Raw genomic sequence first — 18,896 nt, 5'->3', positions numbered from 1 at the left:
TTAATTCAAGTCGTACTGTAAAACAGAGGTAATATCTATTTATAATTCAATACCACATTCGTTTTATTTTTCACAGACGGGAGCTAAATTACTTTTGAATGTCCCGATTTCAGAATTCAGAACCGAGTTTCACTCCTCGATCGGTATTCTAATCAATTAAAAATTTCTTTCCATTTTTAATTGAATTTAATTCTCGAGATTTGAATCTTAGTAAAGTTGAATGCGGAGAAACGAAATGGATCCCAAAGCAGACTCTATTAGCTATAAAACAAACGATATGAATTTAACGATCGAACACATTTCCTCTGCGGGAACACTCCCCGGGCCGGCTGTTATCTTTCAGATTCAGGGAGATATTAATATTTTTTCCGCGAAAAAACTGAAGGACGCTTTCAACGAATCGATCGAAAACGAAGTTTACATTCTTCTAATAGATTTATCCGGAGTGAGAGTGATGGATTCTTCCGGAATTGCGACCTTTATCGCCACCCACTCCCGACTCAATAAGATGCCGAACGCCGGAATCATTCTCTATTCCCTTACTCCCGAAATCGAAAAGATGCTGGAGCTTACCCGGCTAAAATCTCTGCTTAGAACAGCGTCTAACTTCGCAGAAGCGATTCGTCTGTTTAATCCCTGATCGAAAGCACCCTTCTTTTTCTGTAATTCCTTACTCATAGGGCTTTCCATGTCTTCTGCTTTCTAAAAAATTGCAGAGCCGACTAAATTTAGATGCTCTGCTACACGCAAAACATAGTTAGTATTTTTTTATAAAACTAAATTATAACTCTTATAAGTCCGTTTTCTATTTATAAAGCAAATTGTTAGACTACTCGAGTATAGGCTGGTTGCAAAGTGACTAACAATACTCAAGTTTCCCCCCTCATTCTAAGAAGAGCGATTAAATTCTGCTCGGATAATTCCAAGGAAGGAATCGCACTCTTTTCAAAAAATTGGGATTTATTATATACAAACGCGACATTCGACGAACTTCTTCAATCGCCGAATTTTCAGAGTATTCAAGATTCTCTTTTATCTTATCTAAAAAGCACGAAAGGAATTCAGTTTGAAAAGGAGATGGGGCTTTCCAGCGTTCTTCTGGAATCGGGGCTTATCGACGTAGGCTACTTTAACGATATGACCCTAATGTTGAATTTTATCGTCCATGATTTGGAGGAGATCAACGCGATCCGCTTTCTTACGGTGCGTCAAAATCTTTCCGCCGATTCTAAAGAATCTTTTTACCAAGATCGTTTCACCGGACTTCCCAACAAAAATTACTTTCTTTCCATATATAGCAACAATCGGATCTACAACACCCAGTCCAATCGGCCCTACTTTCTCTTTCTAATATCACTTTCCAATCCGGATTCTATTCTAAATAAGGAAGATAACTTTTATTACGAATCCATCGCCCTTAAGATCGCGGAACGTCTGAAAAAATATATTTCTAAGGGTGATCAGATTTTCAGACTGGGCTCCGAACGTTTTTTAATCGCGAGCGCCAACGTCGAATCGGAGCTGGAAGCGGAGTGGTTCGCTGAATGTATCATTCTTCTATTTTCCTTCCCTTTCACTTATCGTGAAAGAGAGTTTCACCTAAACGCGAACGTGGGTTACGCCCAATTTGATCAATTGGTCAATTCCGATCTTAATTCTTTAAGAATTCTGGAAGAAGCGGTGCAGCAGTCTTCGCTGATTGGCCCGAATTCTTTTTATCACTACGATAGAAGCACGATAGAACAGAACGCCACTAGAGCAAAGATCGAGATCGATTTAAGAAAAGTGTTAAACCGAAATGAACTGGAATTGGCCTATCAGCCGATCATGGATCTTCGGCAAGATTCGATTCTTTCCATGGAAGTTTTGTTGCGCTGGAATCATCCCGAAAAAGGAAAGCTGATGCCTGCGAGTTTTATTTCTATCGCGGAGAGTTCTAGCTTTATCAAAACGATCGGAGAATGGCTGATCTGGGATACCCTGAAATCGTACAACACTTCCATTTTAAAAGAAAATCAGATCTGCATTTCGCTTAACATTTCGGCGAAACAACTCAACGATAAACAGATTTTTAACGTTCTCAAGGAAGCCACCGACTTTTACGGCATTTCTCCGGATTCTATCATTTTGGAGATCATCGAAGATTCTTTCGATTCCAATTTGATTAAGGTAAACAAGGTGATCGCTCTCCTCAAAGACTTCGGTTATAGGTTTGCCATAGACGATTTCGGAAAAGGTTACTCTTCTCTCGGAAGACTTCAGACTCTTCCCGTGGATTACATCAAGCTCGATAAAGTCTTTCTCTTTAACTACTTTAAATCCTCTAGCAAGACGATCATATCCTCTCTGATCAATCTCATCCAAGCGATGGATAAAGCTATCATTGTCGAAGGCGTCGAAAATCCGAATCAACACGAACTTTTAAAAGAACTCAATTGCAACTACGCGCAGGGTTACTTTTATTCTTATCCTCTGGAGGCTTCGAAAGTAGAAGAATACATCAAAACAAAATTAACTCAAAAAATTAGCAGGAATTAAACATGGAACTGATCGGAAAACTTAAAAAACAACATCAAATCGTGAATGAATACGCCCATCAGATCGAATCCGAGATCGACAAAGCGAATCCGAACATAGGACATCTGGTGGAACTGCTTTCCATCTTTTCGGCATCTTTACTTTTTCATCTCAACGTGGAAGACATGGAACTCTATCTGAAGATGGAACACTACACGCACAACTCGCCCACGCTCGTTTCCCTTTTTGAACAATATCAGAAGACGATGTTCGGTTTAAAGGATACTTTGCTGGATTATGCGAGCAAATACTCGGATCCTCTCACAATCGAAATGAATTTCGGAAATTTTAAAGAGGAAACGATCGAGATTCTGCATCATCTCAGGAAAAGAATCGAAAGGGAAGAATCCGAATTCTATCCATTGATAGAGGATATCATCAGAAAACTTTCGACCGAAGAGAAAGTCGCAAATTAGATCTTATTATGTTTAAAAGAAGGAAGGATTCAATTTGCAAAAATCGTTATACTTTCTTAGACGATTGTGTTTCTTTCCTACAAAATGGACTCATTCGGTTACTTTTTATAATTTCCTATGATTCGATATAAATGCGAACTTTCATTTTCCACGTTTCCCATGAATTATATTATGTATTTATAATACTTCTGAACCGGATTTAATAAAGTACTTGAATTTTTAATCCGACAATGCGAATATCCGGTCTATAAATTAATTCGCAATACTTTCGGTTGGATTTCTTAATTCTTCTTCGTTGAAGAATCAAGAAAAGAAACCGGATTTGTATTTTAATAAAATTGAATGTTGGGGGAGTCTGATAAAAGCATTACGGAAACGTTCTGGTTCAAAATAAAAAAAGCCGTAATTCCAGACTAAAAATTTCTATGAAAACACGGACAAAATTCTTTCACATCTGCTCGATCGCCGGAATTCTCATCACCTTCAATTGTCTTGGAGATAAGGATTCTTCCAATCTTTCCTTGAAAGCGATACTCAATATTCCGGGATTTATCACCACAAACGGAGTGGATTTAACTCCGGAATCGATAGGAGGAAGCGTTGTCGGATTAACGGGAACCGGCCTCATTTTGACGAATAACGGCAAGGATACGATCAACATCTCTTCGAACGGAACTTTTGTTTTCAACGAAAAGATCGCGGGGTCCTCTTCTTACAACGTTACCGTTAAACAGAATCCGTTTTCTCCCGCACAGATTTGTTCAGTGAGCAACGGTTCGGGAATCGTATTTTCCCAGCCGATTACAAACATTCAAGTGATCTGCTCGGTCGTCGGATTTAACGTCAAAGGCACCGTTACCGGATTGAACGGGACAGGTCTGACTCTGCAAAATAACGGCTCAGACTCGACGGCAATCTCCGCGGACGGTTCGTTTTCATTCGCGACCAAGGTTGTAAACGGCGGTACATACAACGTCACCGTTTCGCAAAACCCGAGTTCTCTCAGCCAAACTTGCTCCGTTTCCAACGGCACCGGTTTGATTGCCGGCGCGGATATTACAAATGTTGCAATTACTTGTTCCACGGATTCTTTCACCGTCGGCGGTACTGTGTCAGGTCTTTCGGGCACGGGCTTGACTCTGAAGAATAACGGAACGGATGACATCGCAATTACTACAAACGGAGTCTACGTTTTTCCCGCCGGAATTTCCAGCGGCGGAACGTATAACGTTACCGTTTCGCAAAACCCGAGTTCGCCGACTCAGACTTGTTCCGTTACCAGCGGGAGCGGAAACGTTACCTCCTCTTCCGTAAGCGGAATTGCGGTTTCTTGTTCCACTAACTCCTACGCCGTGGGAGGTTCCGCGTCCAACGTCCTCGGAAGCGGATTGGTCCTGAAAAATAACGGAGCCGATCCGATCTCGATTACGGCAGACGGAAGTTTTTCTTTCGGAACCTCCGTGGCGAGCGGCGCCGCATACAATGTCACTATTCAGCAGAATCCGACTTCTCCGACTCAATTGTGTTCATTGAGCAATAACACAGGGACAATCGCTTCTTCCGCGATCAGCGATGTTTCCGTTTCTTGCGGCGCCCCTCTTTATAATGTCGGAGGAACGATCTCCGGATTGACGGGAAGTATCACGTTAAAAAACAACGGAGCCGATTCTACCGTAATTTCGTCTAACGGAGCATTTACGATGACGACTCCGATTGGAGATACGACCGGGTATGCAGTTTCGATTTCCGGCCAACCCGCGGGACAGACTTGTTATATAGCGCAGGCTTCCGGCACGATCGCCGCTGCGGATGTGAACACGATTCTTATCAATTGTGTGAACGGAGTCACGCTGGGTAATTTGGTGAACGGGAATATCATGGTAAGTAATATCCCCTTGGCGCCTTACGTTGAAAATCCGGCAACCGGTAGCGCTGATTGGTTTATTGGAGATCCCGCTGATTCCACCTCAGGCTTGATGCAGGACGGTTACGGTGCAGCTATGGGTTTTAGTCCGGTAGGTGTTTTCGGCAATTTATACCACATTACGACGGACGGAATCAATATCTATGCCGTCGATTTCAATACGGCGACTTCGAACCTTGGTACGGTTCGAAAGATCAATATCGCGAACCGAAACGTTTCGACTCTCCCGATCACAATTGATAGGCCGAAAGGAATCACGACCGACGGGATCTATCTGTATATTACGAGTCAGAATCACTTTATCGTAAAATACAATCTGATCACCAATGCATATTCGACGATCGCCGGACTTGCTGGGACGTCCGGAACGACCGATGCTGTCGGAACCGCTGCGAGATTCAACGCCCCCAAAGGAATCGCAACGGATGGGACTTATCTTTACGTAGCCGATACGGGGAACAATAAGATTCGGAAGATTAGGATCTCCGACAACACCGTAACAACGATCGCGGGAAGCGGAACTGCGGGAACATTGGATGGCCCGGGAGACGTGGCAAAATTCAACCAACCGACTCACGTTATTTACGATTCGAACACGCTTTACGTCGCGGACACAAATTCTCATAATATCAAGAAATTGGATCTTACGACAAGCCCGGTCGGCGTTTCTACGATCGCAGGTGATCCTGCGGGAACTTACGGGAACGTCGTGAATGCGACCGGAACTTCGGCTCGCCTTGCAAGACCATTTGCTCTTGCGCAGGATAATAATAGTTTGTTTGTATCTGACGGAACTACATTGATCAAAAAGATTTCGAAAACGGCTCCGTATGCAGTTACAAATCTGATCGGATGTGCTCCGATAGATCCGGTCGCTTCTACAGGAACTCCAAATGCGTATCCGGGCGGACCGGACGGAGGAACGATCGGGACCTGCCAAGGCGGGGAAGGAAGTTTTTACAATCCGAGAGGAATGGTTTCGAACGGAAGAAGCCTCTATGTAGTCGAGATGCATCCTTACATGCGTTTTATTCGAAAGATCGATTGAACGTGAAATTCGAAAAGTCCCGGAGTTTCTTCGTAAGAGCTCCGGGCTTGGAAAGAAGGAGTTCCTACTTTTTCAGATGATTCTAACTTACAGCGCGTCCCAAAACCTTATTTTATTTTGTCGGAAAGACCAAGTTGCAAGGTTCTGTCCCAGTTTTGGGACAGGTTCTTATCAGGTTAATGATAAGAATCGGAAACTTACGTTCTAAAAGAAGGAGTTCCTACTTTTTCAGAGGTTTGCGCGGCAATTCCTTTATCACACAAATTGCAACACGCTAAAAGAATACGATTTCGCGAGGAGTTCCCGCGTTTCTAAAAAATAAAACACGCATAGAAACCTGCGATCGCTCCGGATCAAAGCGATTTCAATAAGATTCTTATAAGAATCCTACTTCCACCCTTTCAAAGTTTGGGTCCGTGTTCCTACAAACAAACGCCATTCTAAAAACGAGTTATAAACGGACTTGAAGTCCGTTCGGAGTGAGAATCCGGAAATTTCTTTTTTGCTTGTACTTTTTGAGCGGCAGGGGCAACATCAACGCATGCAGAGTTCGAATTCCGCAAAAAAGGCCTTTTTGGTCGGAATTACCGGAATGATCGGAGGCGGGAAGAGCACCGCGACAAAAATTTTGGCCGAGTTGGGGGCATTCGCGATTCAAGCGGATCCGCTCGCCAAACGTTATACGGCGCCGGACACCCCGATACTTCGGGAACTGATCGAACTCTTAGGATCGGAGATTCTCGACGGAGAAGGAAAACCGGATCGGAAAAAAATCGCCGAATTGGTTTTTCACGATCCGAAAAAATTGGAAGGACTCAACAAACTGATTCATCCCAGGGTGAGACAAGACTTCCTCAAAATTTTGGAAACGGAAGCCTCGGGGAAACTCGTGATCTGGGAAGTCCCGCTTCTTTTTGAAACCGACGCGCACACACTCTGCGACGCGACGGTCGCCGTGGATTCGGATCCGGAGGAATCGATCTTGAGAACGATTTCAAGAGACGGGACGACAAAAGAGGACGTTTTAGCAAGAATTGCAAACCAACTTCCTCTTTCGGAAAAGCTAAAAAGAGCCGATTATATAATTAGAAACAGAGGGAACTTGGAAACACTCAGAGAAGAATGTAAAAATCTCTACGCCGCTCTGTTAGGAAAAATGTTATGAAAGAAAAAATATTTTATGTGATCAATCTCGACAATAAGAGAATTGTAATTCTCTCCCTTTTCTTACTCGGACTTTTGTTCTCGTTTTTTTTCTTAGGAGTTTCCGTGGGAAAAAAGCACGGAGGAAATTCGGGAGAAGAATCCTTAACGTTAAACGACATCAAAAACCAAGAAGTTCAAAACGGAATTCCATTCTCCGAACCGGGACAAATTCCCTCGGAAGGAAACAACTCGGTAGCTTCTACGGAAATCCCTCCTGCGACGACGAATTCTCCTTCGAATTCTAAAACTCAAGATTCCGTAACGTTTAAAAATATTCCTCCCGCGACCGAAGTTGTGGAGTTTAAAAAGTCGGGAACAACTCCTTCGACTTCCGTGGAAAAAGAGAACAAATCCCTTCCGGAAACGTTATCCGTCAAAGAACCTGAAAGTTCCAAGGAATCGAAAAAAGTTAAGAAGAACGAAGAAAAAAAATCGAAACGAATTTCCAAATCTTCTTCGGACGAAGAATCAAACGGTTTTACTCTTCAAGTCGCCGCATTTAAAGATAAAGAAAAAGCGGACGAATTAAAAAAATCAATTTCAGGAAAGGATAAAAATTCGAAAGCAACCGTCAAAAGATCAAGAAACGGATACTATACGGTACGATTTGGCTCCGCATCGTCTAAAAAAGAAGCAGAAGGCCTTTCTAAAATGCTGCCTGCAAAATTGAGATCGGGAGCCATCATAGTCAAGGATTGATTTTTATATTGACCTTCTCTATATAGCCTACGAAATCAGTTTCTAAGTTTCGAATGGATCCAAAGGTGTTAGAGCTAACGCGCAAAGCAGTTGTACGCGCGACGATTGAGAGGCTTCGCACAACGTATTCCGATCTTCTGATCATAAAAGGATACGATGGGATTCCGAATTTTTTCGAATACAATCTTTATTCTCCTTCCAATAAAGAAGAAAGAGACAACGCCTTGGAAAGTCTCTACGAAAAGTTGAAAACGGTCGCGGGTAAATCCATGACCGACAACATCCATCAGATCATTCTCCTAAATCGACTAACGGACTCTCTCGATTTTGATACCGCTAAAGTAGTGATCGAAAATAATCTTATGGAAGACGGAGTGATCTCCAGAGACAATCTTTACGCCGCAATGGGCGAGGCCGATCGTTTCGACGAAAGAAAACAGCAGATCCAGATGGTCGGCAATACTCTTCGTTTTTTCTTCTCTCTTTCTAAACTTCCGATGATAAAACTCGTGATGGCTCCGATCAAAGTCGCCGCTTCCATGGTAGGCGCGACCTCCTTGGTGGAAACGATGGAAGCAGGTTACGATCTATCGAGTAAGATCAAAGATCTCAATCCGTTTATCGACGCCTTCGTCGACAGAGAAACGAAACTCATCGGAAAATTGGAAATCGGAAGTCCCGTCGGGGAACTTCACGCGTAGACAAAATAAGTTTTTTCCAAAAAAACTTTTTTGGGTTCCGGATCGAACCCTTCTCAAAATCCGGCGAATCTATGTTCCCTCTTTCCCGATTCTTCGCGATAAAATTCCGTCGATACGAACCGAAACAGCTTTAAGTCAGTTTTAATTCCTCTTTACCATTGCCGGCTTCGTCGGAAAAATCATAACGTTCCCTTGCCGTAACGTAACTCGCAAGTTGGAAAAAGTGTTTTGAAGTAACCGAGGCGCCCATCCGAATTTTGTAGGAGCTCCTATATCCGAGACTTGTTACTTGCAAAAAGTATGATTTTCTGATAGAGCAAAGTCCCCCCGAAGTTTTTCCCTGCGACGCGATCCTTAGAGAGCGTCGCAGGGAGTTAATCCCCCGCTCCCCTCCACCCTAGATCAGGGCGGGGCCCGCGGCTTTTAACGGAGGATTGTCGTTGTTGCGACAAATTCGTATCAAGATTCAGTCCGCTTATGAATAATAAGGACACGTTCCTCGTTTTGTTCTCAGCGGAAAAAATCGAAAGGGTAAAAATTCCAATTTAGAAAAGTGATTTTTTCCGAAGTTCCTTTTGAAAAAAATCCGTATACGCGGCCTTTCCGGAAAGATTGAGATGGGAGGCGTCAAAGAAGAATTCCGACTTCGTTTCAAAAAGACCCGGATCCAACCGAAGGTAAACCGAACCGGAATCCTCCGCGATTCTCATAAGTTCCTTCCGAACGGAATCGTATTTCCGGTTTTCTTCCTCGGAAAAGAAATAATTGGGAGTTTCCAAAAGTACGACCTTCACTCCGTTGTCGCCGGCGAACTTTAGAATTTCATAAAGTTCTTGAACGAGATCCTTTTCGATTTGAGGAGAAAGGTGTTCGTATTGATTCTTCCAGTTCCGGATTTTTTCTTCGTTTTCTTTTTCGCTCGCGTTCAATTTCCAAACAAAAATCGAAGAAAGATATTTATCGTAGAGTTTTGAAAAGATAAAATGGGAAAAAGAATTGAGGGAATAAGAATGGGAGATCCGAAACGTCCAGTATTCGAGAACGGATTCTTTCGGAACTTTTCGATCTAAGAAGTCCACAAACAATCCCTTGTGATAATAACCTTTTACGGATTTGTAAGCCGAATCCGGATAACGTTCTTTGTGAAAGACAAATTTATCGGTTTCTAAAACGAGTAGAGAAGGTTTTTGATTTTGATTCTTTCTGAAATATTCTCGGACGATTTCTTTTCGGAGCGTTAGATTGGCGCCCGGTATATTCAGAAGTGTGACCGGTTTTCCGAATTCTTTCGTCAAAACGGAAGGATCCAAATCCCAGAGGATATGACTCGAACCTACGATCAAAACTTCCGAAGGTTTGAAATTCTTATACATCGAAAACATCTTATCGTATTGAGGAAAGAAAAGTGTATAGGAAATTCTATCGAATACAAAAATTGAAAAAAGGAACGCGATAGCAAAGCCCGCATAACGCAGAATTTTAGAATTGGAAGTAGATGAAACTGGATCCATAGAACACTCCTCCCGTAAAAATCAAAACGACAAACAAACCGGCGGCGGCCCAGTCTCCGTATTTTCCCCAGCCTTCCTTCGTTTTTTCCCAGAAAGGAAAAATTCCTTCCAGGATAAGAAATAGAAAGAGCGCGAAAACTCCGGCTTTTTTCTGAAATTCGACGATCAAATCCAAGGATTCTCCGTTTGAGAAATCAAAGATCCTCGCGAGAATGAGATGCGCGACTCCGACGGAACTCGCGCGGAAATAGACCCAACTGAAAAGAACGCAGTGAAACGTAAAAATAAATCCCAAAACCCGGATCCAATTGTGTTTCGATTTTTCCGAAGAAAAAATTCTTCGAAAGAGAACTTCCAAAGCGAGATAAATTCCGTTCAAAAGTCCCCAAACGACGAAGGTCCAATTCGCTCCGTGCCATATTCCGGAAAGAGCGAAAACGATTAAGAGATTGCTAATATGTCTGAAGGTGGACACGCGATTTCCGCCTAACGGAATGTAGACGTAGTCCCGAAACCAGGAAGAAAGCGATATATGCCACCGTCCCCAAAATTCGGATACGCTGGATGAAAAATAGGGTCGATCGAAATTCTTCATCAAATCGATTCCCAGAATTTTCGCGGTTCCGATGGCGATGTTCGAATATCCCGCGAAATCGCAATAGATCTGAAATGCAAAAAAATAAGTGGCGACCAAAAGATCGGCTCCGGACTTTTCGGAAGGTTGGTTGTACATCGCGTCCACGAACACGGAAAGACGGTCGGCGATAAAAAGCTTCATTAAGAATCCATAAACTATATATTTCAATCCGTGTTCCACGTTTTGAAAAAGAATCTTGTGTTCCTGATGAAACTGAGTCATCAGATGATGCGCCCTTTCGATCGGACCCGCAACCAACTGAGGAAAGAACATCACGTAAACCCAATAGTATCCCAGATGTCTTTCCGCTTTGATCTTTCCCTGATAGACTTCAACGATATAACCCATGGACTGAAACGTATGAAACGATAATCCGATCGGAAGAATGATCTCAAGCCGTGAAATCGGCATTTCCGAGGAAAAAAGAAATTTATAAAGAATTCCGGTATTGTCCAAAAGGAAATTGAAGTATTTAAAAAAGATAAGAATTCCCACGTTCGACGAAAGACTCAATATGAGAAAGGTTCTTCTTTTGGATCCGCGCGCGTTTTCGATCCAGATCGCGAGATAGTAATCCAAGACGATCGTAAACGCGAGGATAAGAATATAGGCCGGAATAAAGGCCATATAAAAATAACAGCTCGCAAGAAGGAGAAGAATCCATCGAAAACGAAACGGAAGGAGAAAATAGGAGATCGCTACGATCGGATAGAATACGAGAAAATGAATCGAGTTAAAGAGCATCGGGTCTTAAGAGATCGTTTTGCAAAAAGGGAAGGAATTCTTTCCAAGCCTAAAAGAAAGCTCGAACTCCTTTCGTCTTTTCAATAAAGTAGAATCAGAATTTAGAGAGAAGCTCGAAAAGTAAAGCGGATTCGAGTGAGTTCCCACTTTTCAAAACGAGCCCAAACAACGATCTTCGGATTCTAAGAGAATTTCCGTTCCTTCTCTTGACCATTTTTGAGTCGTTGTAAACCATTCTTTTGCCGTTTCCGTTTCCGTTTCCCCTTTCCATCTGGTCATCCGATTGAGGAGAAGAATCAGGATCCAATTTTGGATAACAGAATTTCTTCTTGTATATTGGATGAGTTCTTCCTCACGAAGTTGAATGTATTTTGTAAGTGGAAAAAGTAGGAACTCCTTCTTTTGAGAATTGAAAACGCGGGAACTCCTTTCGCTGAGGGATTCTTTCTGTGAAGTTTAAAACGAAGGAGTTCCTACTTTCCGAGAATTGCAGAGTAGAATTATAATTTTTCCCTAAAAGAACACCAAGAATGTAAGAGTTCCCACAACTTCGCGAAAAGCCGCCTCGATTCGACCTTCCACGGTTCGACTTTTTCAGGTTCAATTGGATTTAAAAAAGAAGTCTTGCGAGTAGAGGGACTCGCCGTTACGCAATTCGACTTCCTGTCGAATTTGGCTCCACGGCGTCTCGCTTTGGCCTCGGGCCTTCCTGCCCCTCGGAATCGTTTTTCGCTTTTTACGAAAGCTCAAAACGATTTAACAAAGCTCGCTTCGAGTCACATTTCTACAATTCAATGTTTTGGATTTAAGAAAGAAGTCTTGCGAGTAGAGGGACTCGAACCCCCACACATTACTGCACCAGAACCTAAATCTGGCGTGTCTACCAATTCCACCATACTCGCGGTGAGATCTCCAATTTTTGGGAGTTTCGAGCGGAGTCAAGCTGAAAGAAACAATTCTTCCCAGCCATTTTGGGAATTGCCTCTCGGGAAACCGATGAAAACAAATTACCAATCGCTCGAGGCAAATAAAATTTCAAACCTTCTCGTTCGAAAGGGATTTTAGAATCGGACAATGAGGGCGATGGTCTCCGTTGCAATGCGACGCCAAGTCCTTGAGCGTATCCGCCATTTCCTTCATCTCCGCAATCTTGGTTTCCAGAGTTTTTAAGTGAGAGAGAGCGAGAATTTTCACATCGGAGCTTGCCCTGCTCTGATTCCTCCAAAGACCGACTAACTTCTTGATTTCTTTCAGAGCAAAACCCATACTCCGAGCCCTCTTCACAAACTGAAGGATGTGGACGTCATCGGAAGAATACATTCTATAACCGGATTCTCCCCTTCTCGCTTTCGGAATCAGACCGATCGTTTCGTAGTGGCGAATTTGTTTTGCGGTGACGCCGGATTTTTTGGACACTTCCCCGATATTCATAACCGATTTCTCACGATATAATTTTTGGACTTTTATGAGTCCAAGGAAGAATAAGGTCGCTCAGAGGAACGGATCTGCAAGCCAAAATAAAACCCTCTTCCTTTTCTTCTTCCGTCAAAGAAAACTTTCCGTGAGAAAGATGCTCCACCTTTCCGCCCAAGAGAAGAATTTTACAAACCCCACATCGACCGAATCTGCAAGAATACGCAAGATCGATTCCCGCATTCAAAGCAGAATCTAAAATCGTTTCCTTTTCCCCGGATTCGATTCTGCGATTCAGATCCGGAAAGTGAATTTTAAAACCCATACTACCTCCTTGTCCAACTTCGGAAAAATTCTAAAGGTTCCCACTGGAGGAAGGTCAAGATCGGAAGATCAAAAAAAATCAGTCATTGCGCAAAAAAAACGGAATCACCCCTTGACCTTCCCATTAAGGGAAGGTTTAGCCTTGTTCTTAAAGATTCCAAAAAGAATCCAAGGAGAATTCAAATGTTAGAATTTCAAGTGGAGAATATGTCCTGTGGAAGTTGTGCGAACGTGATTTCCAAAGCGATCAAAACGATCGATCCGAATGTTCAGGTAAGCGTGGATGTCGTAAGTCAAACCGTTCGAGTGAAAAGCGGACGCTCGGAAAAAGAACTCGCAAATCTAATCGAAGAATGCGGTTACCCCGTATCCAAAAGCACTGTCGTTTAACAATCAACAAAAGGAGAGATTTAAAATGAGAACTTCCATTCAAAACGAAACTCTCGGAAACGTTTCTGTTCCGAGTTTAAAAACGAATACTTCCGTCCTTAAAACCGAGGTTTCAAAACTGGCGATTTCAATTCTTCTTATATTCGCAAGTTATGGATTGCGTGCGCACGGGGACGATCATCCCGGTCCTAACGGAGGAGCCATCCGTATGCCGGGCTCTTTTCACACGGAACTCATCGTTTTAAAAGAAGGTTTTAAAATTCTTCTTTTGGATGTGAGTTTAAAAAATCCAATCATGAAAGACAGCTCTCTTCAGGCAAAACTCGTTGAAGGGAACAAGGAACAGAAGTTGGAATGCCAAGCGCATCCGGATCATTTCTTTTGCCCGACTTCCAAAGTTCCTACTTCCGGAAAATTGATCTTGAAAGCGTCTCGTGCAAAACTTCAAGGCGCGGAAGCCGTCTACGACCTTCCGATTCCAAAAAAATAAAAACGAATCTCTTCGGCGTCGATCGGCGCCGGAGAAAACTCAATTCTTCCTGCGGTCTTTCAAATTTTTCTCTTGCCATTTTGCCTTTTGGAAGGCCGACTTCCGGAAATTTACTTTGTCAAAAAAGAAAGTAAAAGTTCCTACACATCTTGGTGTTTTTTTTAGAATCGATATTTGGTCCGACAAAACTTCTCTTTTAGAAATTCGCTTGTGAAAAAACCTTCCCTTTTTTCGAAACTGAAATGCAAAAAACTTTCCGGGATTTTTAGAATCGATCTTAGAATCCGTCTTCGACCTCGAAAGAAGAAATGAATTTCTTTTGATAGAGTTCTTGTCCATCGAAGATGTGTGAGTTCCTACAAATTACGTCCCTTTCTGCGTTTTGTGGACTTTGAGTCCTTCTCTACGATTACGAAAACGCGGGAGTTCCCGCAATTTCTTCCTTTTGACGGTACGAAAACTTTCTAAAGGACGGATCTCCGTTTGATTCTTCTTGGAGTTCCCGCAGATTCGGTCCCTTTCAGGATCTTCATCCATCCTCGAACAGAATGACCGCCGTTAAATTCCAGTGGGAGTTCCCACATTTTACGGTTTTAGAACGGATTCTCGATCGAAATGAAATTCGGTCGGATCATCGGTTCCGAACTGCGCACAAGTGCGGATCAAATTTTAAGATTCCGGGACGAGTTTTTGAAATAGGGAAGAATAGAATTCCGCGAGCTCCAAATCCTCTTTACGAGTGATCTTGAGGTTGAAAGGATGAGATTCTACAATCGCGGATTTTTTTCCGCAACCTAAAGCCCAAGAACAAAGATCGGTGGGAATCAAATTCAAAGGAAAAGACAAAAGTTCCTTTAAGACATCGCCTCTGATTCCTTGCGGAGTTTTCATAAACCAGATATGTTCTCGGTCGAGAAACGATGCGGTGAGTCCATTATATTCTTCTAATACTGTTTCGGAAGTTCTGGAAGCGAGCGTCCCGATTCCATTCTTCCTTACGCTTTCGCATAAACGATCCAACTCTTCTCCTAAGACGAAAGGTCTCGCGGCGTCGTGTATCAAAATGACGTCTTCGTTTCCGATATCCAAAACGGAAAGACCCTGCAACATCGATGCGTGTCTTGTTTCTCCGCCTTCCACGATCCGATCCTCGTCCCTCAAAAAAGGGGCGCAGATCTCTTCGGTTTTCGGAATCGATACTTTATGAGAAACCAGGACGATTCTTTTTTGTTTTCCCCAATCCTGAAATCGTCTGAGGGAATGAATTAGAACCGGTTCGTTCTGAAATTCCAAAAATTGTTTCGGAACCGACGAACCCATTCTTGTGCCGGTTCCACCGGCTAAAATCAGAACGTAGATTTTTTCAGAGAGAAACAGAGACTTCATTTTGAAAGATCTGTTCCAAATTCTGACGTTTTCTTATGAGTTGAAAAGAACCGTCGAGTCCCAACAAAACTTCGGCGGTCTCGGGAAAGGAATTGTAATTTTTCGTGGACATCGAGGAACAATAAGCGCCCGCTCCTTCCATCACTATAAGATCGCCTAACTTTGCTTCGCCGGTCGTTCTTGTGATCGGTCCTCCGCCTTCGGCTTGCGTGAAAAGATCTCCGCTCTCGCAACAATGTCCCACAAAAACGTAATCTTCCGTCTTTCCGGAATGAGTTCCTTCTTTGGGAACGACGACTAACGGATGTTTTGCGGCATAAAGGGATGGTCTTGTGTTCACGTCCATCCCTGCGTCGACCTTGACGAACGTATATCCGTTTTCTCCCGTCGATACGATATCGTCGACGGTTGTTACGATGGCTCCGTTATTCACCATCATAAAAGAACCTGGCTCGATCTCCATATGGAGCTTGGTTCCGTTCTTCTTTGCGAATTCCTGAAAGAGTTCGATCACCGGCTTTCCGATCGTCTGAAAGTCGGTCGTCTTTTCGTCTTCCATTCTTCCGACTTTGAATCCTCCGCCTAAATTGAGAATTCTACATTCCGGAAACTGAGCCGCGAGATCCAAAGAAACTTGTGCGACAATCTTCCAAACCGCGGGATCACTTCCGGATCCGATATGAGTGTGCACTTTGAATATTTTGAGATCGTATTTTTTGGCGATCTCTTTCACTTTGCCGATGTCCTCGTGCCAAACTCCGAAGGAAGAAGTTTTGCCGCCCACGTCCGTTTTCTTCGTTTGTCCCGAACCGAGTCCCGGATTGAATCGAACGCTGACTTCTTTCCCTGGAAATAACTTTCCAAAAGATTCGAGTTGTCTCAAGGAACACGCGTTGAAGATCACCCCTTTTTCGACCAATTCTTTCAAACCCTTTGCGAGTTCTTGAGAGGTCAACATGATCTCTTCCGGTTTGAATCCGTAATGAATCGCTCTTTGCACTTCGTATTCCGAGCTCGCGTCGATCTGAATTCCTTTTCGTTTCATGATCTCGAGAATGGTTCGATTCGGATTCGCCTTCATTGCGTATCGTACGGTAAGCCCGAACGCGTTCGGAAACGCAAGAGCCGTGTCGCAGCTTTTTTCGATTCTCTCTCTGGAATAGACAAAAACGGGGGTTCCGAATTGTTGTGCGACGGCGCGCACTTGGGATTCAGTCAAAAATTTTAATTTTTCTATTGATTGCATAGTGAAACGGGCATTTCTAAATGGTTTTAGAACAGGCTCCGTTTGTGTCCTGTTTTTTTAAAGGCATTTTCATCCATGGCTGGCAAAATCACTCATCTCGAAGTTCTTTCCCAGGTTTGCAAACATCTGGATCACGGAACTCCGGAACAAAGAAAAATCGCCGGACTCATGCGCGCGGAATCCAATCGAAAGTTCGCGAACATCGGCGCGATCGCTCCCGATATATTTTATTTTTATCATATTCTTTCTCCTGCCAAAACGAAGAAGGCGACGGTCTGGGGAGACATGAGCCATCATAACTCGGTCGCGGAATTGATTCTCAACTTTTTGGATTTGATTCTTCAAACCGAAGAGGGAATTCACAGAGATCGTTACATCGCTTTTACTCTGGGTTATATCTGTCACTGCGCGGTCGACATCGTCACGCACCCTTATATCTTTTATATCTCCGGAGATTTTTACAACAAGGACAAGAAGATCAGCAGCCTTGCTCAGTATCATCACATGAGAGTGGAGAACGCTCTGGATTCCTGGCTCCTCGACTACAGATGGGGAATGACTCCGAAAGAATACGACTTCGTCCATCACGTAGACGCGATCTTTAAATCCGAGAAAAAATCCTGGAAGATGGATCCGATGCTCTGGCATTTTTGGCTTCGCGGTTTTAAGACGACGTTCCCGGAAGCATTCAAAAAACATTATATCGGTTCCGAAGACAAGATCATTCCGGGAGATTTGTTAAACGAATCCTTTCTCGGATATCTGGAGTTTCACAAGGTCATGGATTCCAGAAGCAAATGGATGCGGGGCGCGCTCAAACTTTTGGATAAGATCACGTTTCACAAAGTGAGATCCTCGGTTTTGATGCTTCCTCTCAAGGAACATATCGACAAAAGAATCATGAACGAAGAACACAAGAAGTGGAATTATCCCGCGGACCCGACGATCGTAAGAGAGGATTCTTTCGTTGAACTCATCAATCGTTCGGCTCAGAACGGAAAAGACGCGCTGACCCACGCATGGAATTATCTCGAAAATAAGATGTCCCGAACCGCTTTTTTAAAGGAATACCAGGGATACAATTTGGATACGGGACTCCGATTTCAGGGAATCGACAGCATGAAAGAATTTTCACCGATAGAAGAAGTTTAATCGAATATGAAACACGAACCAGTCAGTTATCTTTCTCGTTTTTTTGTAATCCACTTCCGAGATAGAATTCTTCAAAAAGTTCTAAACTCACCCGATCCGATCAGACAACTCGCCAAACTCTGTGCGGGACTTTTGTTTCTCAACGGATTCTTATTTGTGTTTTCTATCAAGGATCTCTGGAGAGTTCCCGAATCGAATCAATACGAAAAACCTTCGGTTCTCTACGGACTCAACGACAAAAACGAATACGAACCGATCGCGGAGTTCTATCGTTTTTCACGTGTCGTATTGAACATCAAAGAACTTCCTCCCGAAGAGGACGGAAAACCGAACAAACTCATTCGGAGTTTCGTTTCCACGGAAGACAACAATTTCTATTCTCACTGGGGACTCGATCTTCGCGGAATTTTCCGCGCCTTTATGGTCAACGTTCTCGCGGGAAGAATCAAGGAAGGAGCTTCCACGATCACGCAGCAAGTCGCGCGTCTGCGATTTTTAAACACGGAGCGTTCCTTTTTAAGAAAAGCAAGAGAAGCCTGGCTCGCGCTTCTTCTCGAAGCCGTCTTTGACAAAGACACTCTGATGGAAATCTATCTCAACGAAATCCCTTTAGGCCACGGAACGATCGGGGTCGGAGCGGCGGCGCGATTCTACTTTCGAAAGGACGTAAAGGATTTGAGTTGGGGAGAATCCGCTCTTCTTGCAAGTTTGACTACGCGTCCTACAGAATTTTCTCCCTTGGTCAATCCGAATTCTTCCAGCGCCAAAGTGCGGGTGGTATTTAAGAAGTTTGTCGAAAACGGGATCTTAGATATCAAAACCGCCGAAAAAGAATACGACGCGTTTTCGGAATATTACATAACTCTAAACCGTTCGCCGAACGACTCCGCCTTCGGAGATCGTCTCAATCGTTTTCCTTATTTTACGGAATACGTTCGCAAGAATCTAACCCGATACATTCCGAAAACGACCCTCTACAGCGGCGGCCTCAAGATCTATTCTACATTAAACATTCAGCACCAAACCCAAGCG

The 18,896-nt window shown here is 43.4% G+C and carries 18 protein-coding genes and 1 tRNA gene; 11 read left to right on the top strand and 8 right to left on the bottom strand.

Going from position 1 to position 18,896, the window contains the following annotated elements:
* Positions 1 to 235: 235 nt before the first annotated feature.
* The 7 genes from CH376_RS08360 to CH376_RS08330 all read left to right on the top strand — a co-directional run bounded on the left by CH376_RS08360 (position 236) and on the right by CH376_RS08330 (position 8,571).
* A complete protein-coding gene (locus tag CH376_RS08360) occupies positions 236 to 640 on the top strand; it encodes an STAS domain-containing protein (protein ID WP_100785041.1) in 405 nt (134 codons plus the stop codon).
* Positions 641 to 855: 215 nt separating this feature from the next.
* Positions 856 to 2,538: a GGDEF domain-containing phosphodiesterase gene (locus CH376_RS08355; protein ID WP_100784973.1), complete on the top strand. Its 1,683-nt coding sequence runs from the start codon at positions 856 to 858 to the stop codon at positions 2,536 to 2,538.
* A 2-nt stretch (positions 2,539 to 2,540) separates the two neighbouring features.
* Positions 2,541 to 2,993, top strand: a complete 453-nt coding sequence (locus tag CH376_RS08350; protein WP_100784972.1) for a hemerythrin domain-containing protein — start codon at positions 2,541 to 2,543, stop codon at positions 2,991 to 2,993.
* 425 nt (positions 2,994 to 3,418) lie between these two features.
* Entirely contained in the window at positions 3,419 to 5,965 is a 2,547-nt protein-coding gene (locus CH376_RS08345) for an NHL repeat-containing protein (RefSeq protein ID WP_100784971.1), read from the top strand.
* Positions 5,966 to 6,506: 541 nt separating this feature from the next.
* A complete protein-coding gene (gene coaE / locus CH376_RS08340; protein WP_100784970.1) occupies positions 6,507 to 7,130 on the top strand; it encodes a dephospho-CoA kinase in 624 nt (207 codons plus the stop codon).
* Positions 7,127 to 7,870: an SPOR domain-containing protein gene (locus CH376_RS08335; protein ID WP_100784969.1), complete on the top strand. Its 744-nt coding sequence runs from the start codon at positions 7,127 to 7,129 to the stop codon at positions 7,868 to 7,870. The genes coaE and CH376_RS08335 overlap by 4 nt, the downstream gene beginning before the upstream one ends.
* 53 nt (positions 7,871 to 7,923) lie before the next feature.
* Positions 7,924 to 8,571 carry an FFLEELY motif protein gene (locus CH376_RS08330; RefSeq protein ID WP_100784968.1) on the top strand — a complete coding sequence of 216 codons (648 nt, stop codon included), beginning with the start codon at positions 7,924 to 7,926 and terminating at the stop codon, positions 8,569 to 8,571.
* A gap of 130 nt (positions 8,572 to 8,701) precedes the next feature.
* On the opposite strand, the gene CH376_RS24210 is transcribed toward CH376_RS08330, so the two are convergent.
* The 6 genes from CH376_RS24210 to CH376_RS08300 form a co-directional block, all read right to left on the bottom strand.
* Positions 8,702 to 8,866 (bottom strand): hypothetical protein, encoded by a 165-nt coding sequence (locus CH376_RS24210; RefSeq protein WP_165781718.1) that lies wholly within the window; start codon positions 8,864 to 8,866, stop codon positions 8,702 to 8,704.
* 250 nt (positions 8,867 to 9,116) lie between these two features.
* A complete protein-coding gene (locus CH376_RS08325; protein WP_100784967.1) occupies positions 9,117 to 10,082 on the bottom strand; it encodes a hypothetical protein in 966 nt (321 codons plus the stop codon).
* Positions 10,051 to 11,463: an MBOAT family O-acyltransferase gene (locus CH376_RS08320; protein WP_100784966.1), complete on the bottom strand. Its 1,413-nt coding sequence runs from the start codon at positions 11,461 to 11,463 to the stop codon at positions 10,051 to 10,053. Before CH376_RS08320 ends, CH376_RS08325 begins: the two co-directional genes overlap by 32 nt.
* Before the next feature lie 820 nt (positions 11,464 to 12,283).
* Positions 12,284 to 12,365: transfer RNA gene (locus CH376_RS08310), tRNA-Leu, on the bottom strand.
* A 133-nt stretch (positions 12,366 to 12,498) separates the two neighbouring features.
* Positions 12,499 to 12,894, bottom strand: coding sequence for a Cu(I)-responsive transcriptional regulator (gene cueR / locus CH376_RS08305; protein WP_100784964.1), 396 nt, complete (start codon positions 12,892 to 12,894; stop codon positions 12,499 to 12,501).
* 10 nt (positions 12,895 to 12,904) lie between these two features.
* Positions 12,905 to 13,201 (bottom strand): 2Fe-2S iron-sulfur cluster-binding protein, encoded by a 297-nt coding sequence (locus CH376_RS08300; RefSeq protein WP_100784963.1) that lies wholly within the window; start codon positions 13,199 to 13,201, stop codon positions 12,905 to 12,907.
* 182 nt (positions 13,202 to 13,383) lie between these two features.
* Between CH376_RS08300 and CH376_RS08290 the strand changes: the two genes are divergently transcribed.
* Together CH376_RS08290 and CH376_RS08285 are read left to right on the top strand one after the other, a co-directional pair.
* Positions 13,384 to 13,590, top strand: coding sequence for a heavy-metal-associated domain-containing protein (locus tag CH376_RS08290; protein ID WP_100784961.1), 207 nt, complete (start codon positions 13,384 to 13,386; stop codon positions 13,588 to 13,590).
* A gap of 25 nt (positions 13,591 to 13,615) precedes the next feature.
* Positions 13,616 to 14,080 carry a hypothetical protein gene (locus tag CH376_RS08285; RefSeq protein WP_100784960.1) on the top strand — a complete coding sequence of 155 codons (465 nt, stop codon included), beginning with the start codon at positions 13,616 to 13,618 and terminating at the stop codon, positions 14,078 to 14,080.
* A gap of 669 nt (positions 14,081 to 14,749) precedes the next feature.
* On the opposite strand, the gene CH376_RS08275 is transcribed toward CH376_RS08285, so the two are convergent.
* Complete coding sequence (locus CH376_RS08275; RefSeq protein ID WP_100784958.1) at positions 14,750 to 15,466, bottom strand: IspD/TarI family cytidylyltransferase; 717 nt, start codon at positions 15,464 to 15,466, stop codon at positions 14,750 to 14,752.
* On the bottom strand, positions 15,444 to 16,712 hold the full coding sequence (locus tag CH376_RS08270; RefSeq protein ID WP_100784957.1) for a diaminopimelate decarboxylase: 1,269 nt from the start codon (positions 16,710 to 16,712) through the stop codon (positions 15,444 to 15,446). The genes CH376_RS08275 and CH376_RS08270 overlap by 23 nt, the downstream gene beginning before the upstream one ends.
* Before the next feature lie 75 nt (positions 16,713 to 16,787).
* Here CH376_RS08270 and CH376_RS08265 point away from each other — a divergent pair, with 75 nt between their 5' ends.
* Positions 16,788 to 17,864 carry a zinc dependent phospholipase C family protein gene (locus CH376_RS08265; RefSeq protein WP_100784956.1) on the top strand — a complete coding sequence of 359 codons (1,077 nt, stop codon included), beginning with the start codon at positions 16,788 to 16,790 and terminating at the stop codon, positions 17,862 to 17,864.
* A gap of 6 nt (positions 17,865 to 17,870) precedes the next feature.
* Positions 17,871 to 18,896, top strand: a 1,026-nt coding sequence (locus tag CH376_RS08260) for a transglycosylase domain-containing protein (RefSeq protein WP_207769136.1), incomplete at its 3' end; no start/stop codon positions are given.

Origin of the sequence: Leptospira adleri (assembly GCF_002811985.1) — a bacterium.
Classification (GTDB): Bacteria; Spirochaetota; Leptospiria; order Leptospirales; family Leptospiraceae; genus Leptospira; species Leptospira adleri.
This window is presented reverse-complemented; position numbering and strand designations above follow the sequence as displayed.

Coding starts and splice junctions, on each gene's coding strand:
- CH376_RS08360 (WP_100785041.1), top strand. CDS start 236: ATGGATCCCAAAGCAGACTCTATTAGCTATAAAACAAACGATATGAAT.
- CH376_RS08350 (WP_100784972.1), top strand. CDS start 2,541: ATGGAACTGATCGGAAAACTTAAAAAACAACATCAAATCGTGAATGAA.
- CH376_RS08345 (WP_100784971.1), top strand. CDS start 3,419: ATGAAAACACGGACAAAATTCTTTCACATCTGCTCGATCGCCGGAATT.
- coaE (WP_100784970.1), top strand. CDS start 6,507: ATGCAGAGTTCGAATTCCGCAAAAAAGGCCTTTTTGGTCGGAATTACC.
- CH376_RS08335 (WP_100784969.1), top strand. CDS start 7,127: ATGAAAGAAAAAATATTTTATGTGATCAATCTCGACAATAAGAGAATT.
- CH376_RS08330 (WP_100784968.1), top strand. CDS start 7,924: ATGGATCCAAAGGTGTTAGAGCTAACGCGCAAAGCAGTTGTACGCGCG.
- CH376_RS08325 (WP_100784967.1), bottom strand. CDS start 10,082: ATGGATCCAGTTTCATCTACTTCCAATTCTAAAATTCTGCGTTATGCG.
- CH376_RS08320 (WP_100784966.1), bottom strand. CDS start 11,463: ATGCTCTTTAACTCGATTCATTTTCTCGTATTCTATCCGATCGTAGCG.
- cueR (WP_100784964.1), bottom strand. CDS start 12,894: ATGAATATCGGGGAAGTGTCCAAAAAATCCGGCGTCACCGCAAAACAA.
- CH376_RS08300 (WP_100784963.1), bottom strand. CDS start 13,201: ATGGGTTTTAAAATTCACTTTCCGGATCTGAATCGCAGAATCGAATCC.
- CH376_RS08290 (WP_100784961.1), top strand. CDS start 13,384: ATGTTAGAATTTCAAGTGGAGAATATGTCCTGTGGAAGTTGTGCGAAC.
- CH376_RS08285 (WP_100784960.1), top strand. CDS start 13,616: ATGAGAACTTCCATTCAAAACGAAACTCTCGGAAACGTTTCTGTTCCG.
- CH376_RS08275 (WP_100784958.1), bottom strand. CDS start 15,466: ATGAAGTCTCTGTTTCTCTCTGAAAAAATCTACGTTCTGATTTTAGCC.
- CH376_RS08270 (WP_100784957.1), bottom strand. CDS start 16,712: ATGCAATCAATAGAAAAATTAAAATTTTTGACTGAATCCCAAGTGCGC.
- CH376_RS08265 (WP_100784956.1), top strand. CDS start 16,788: ATGGCTGGCAAAATCACTCATCTCGAAGTTCTTTCCCAGGTTTGCAAA.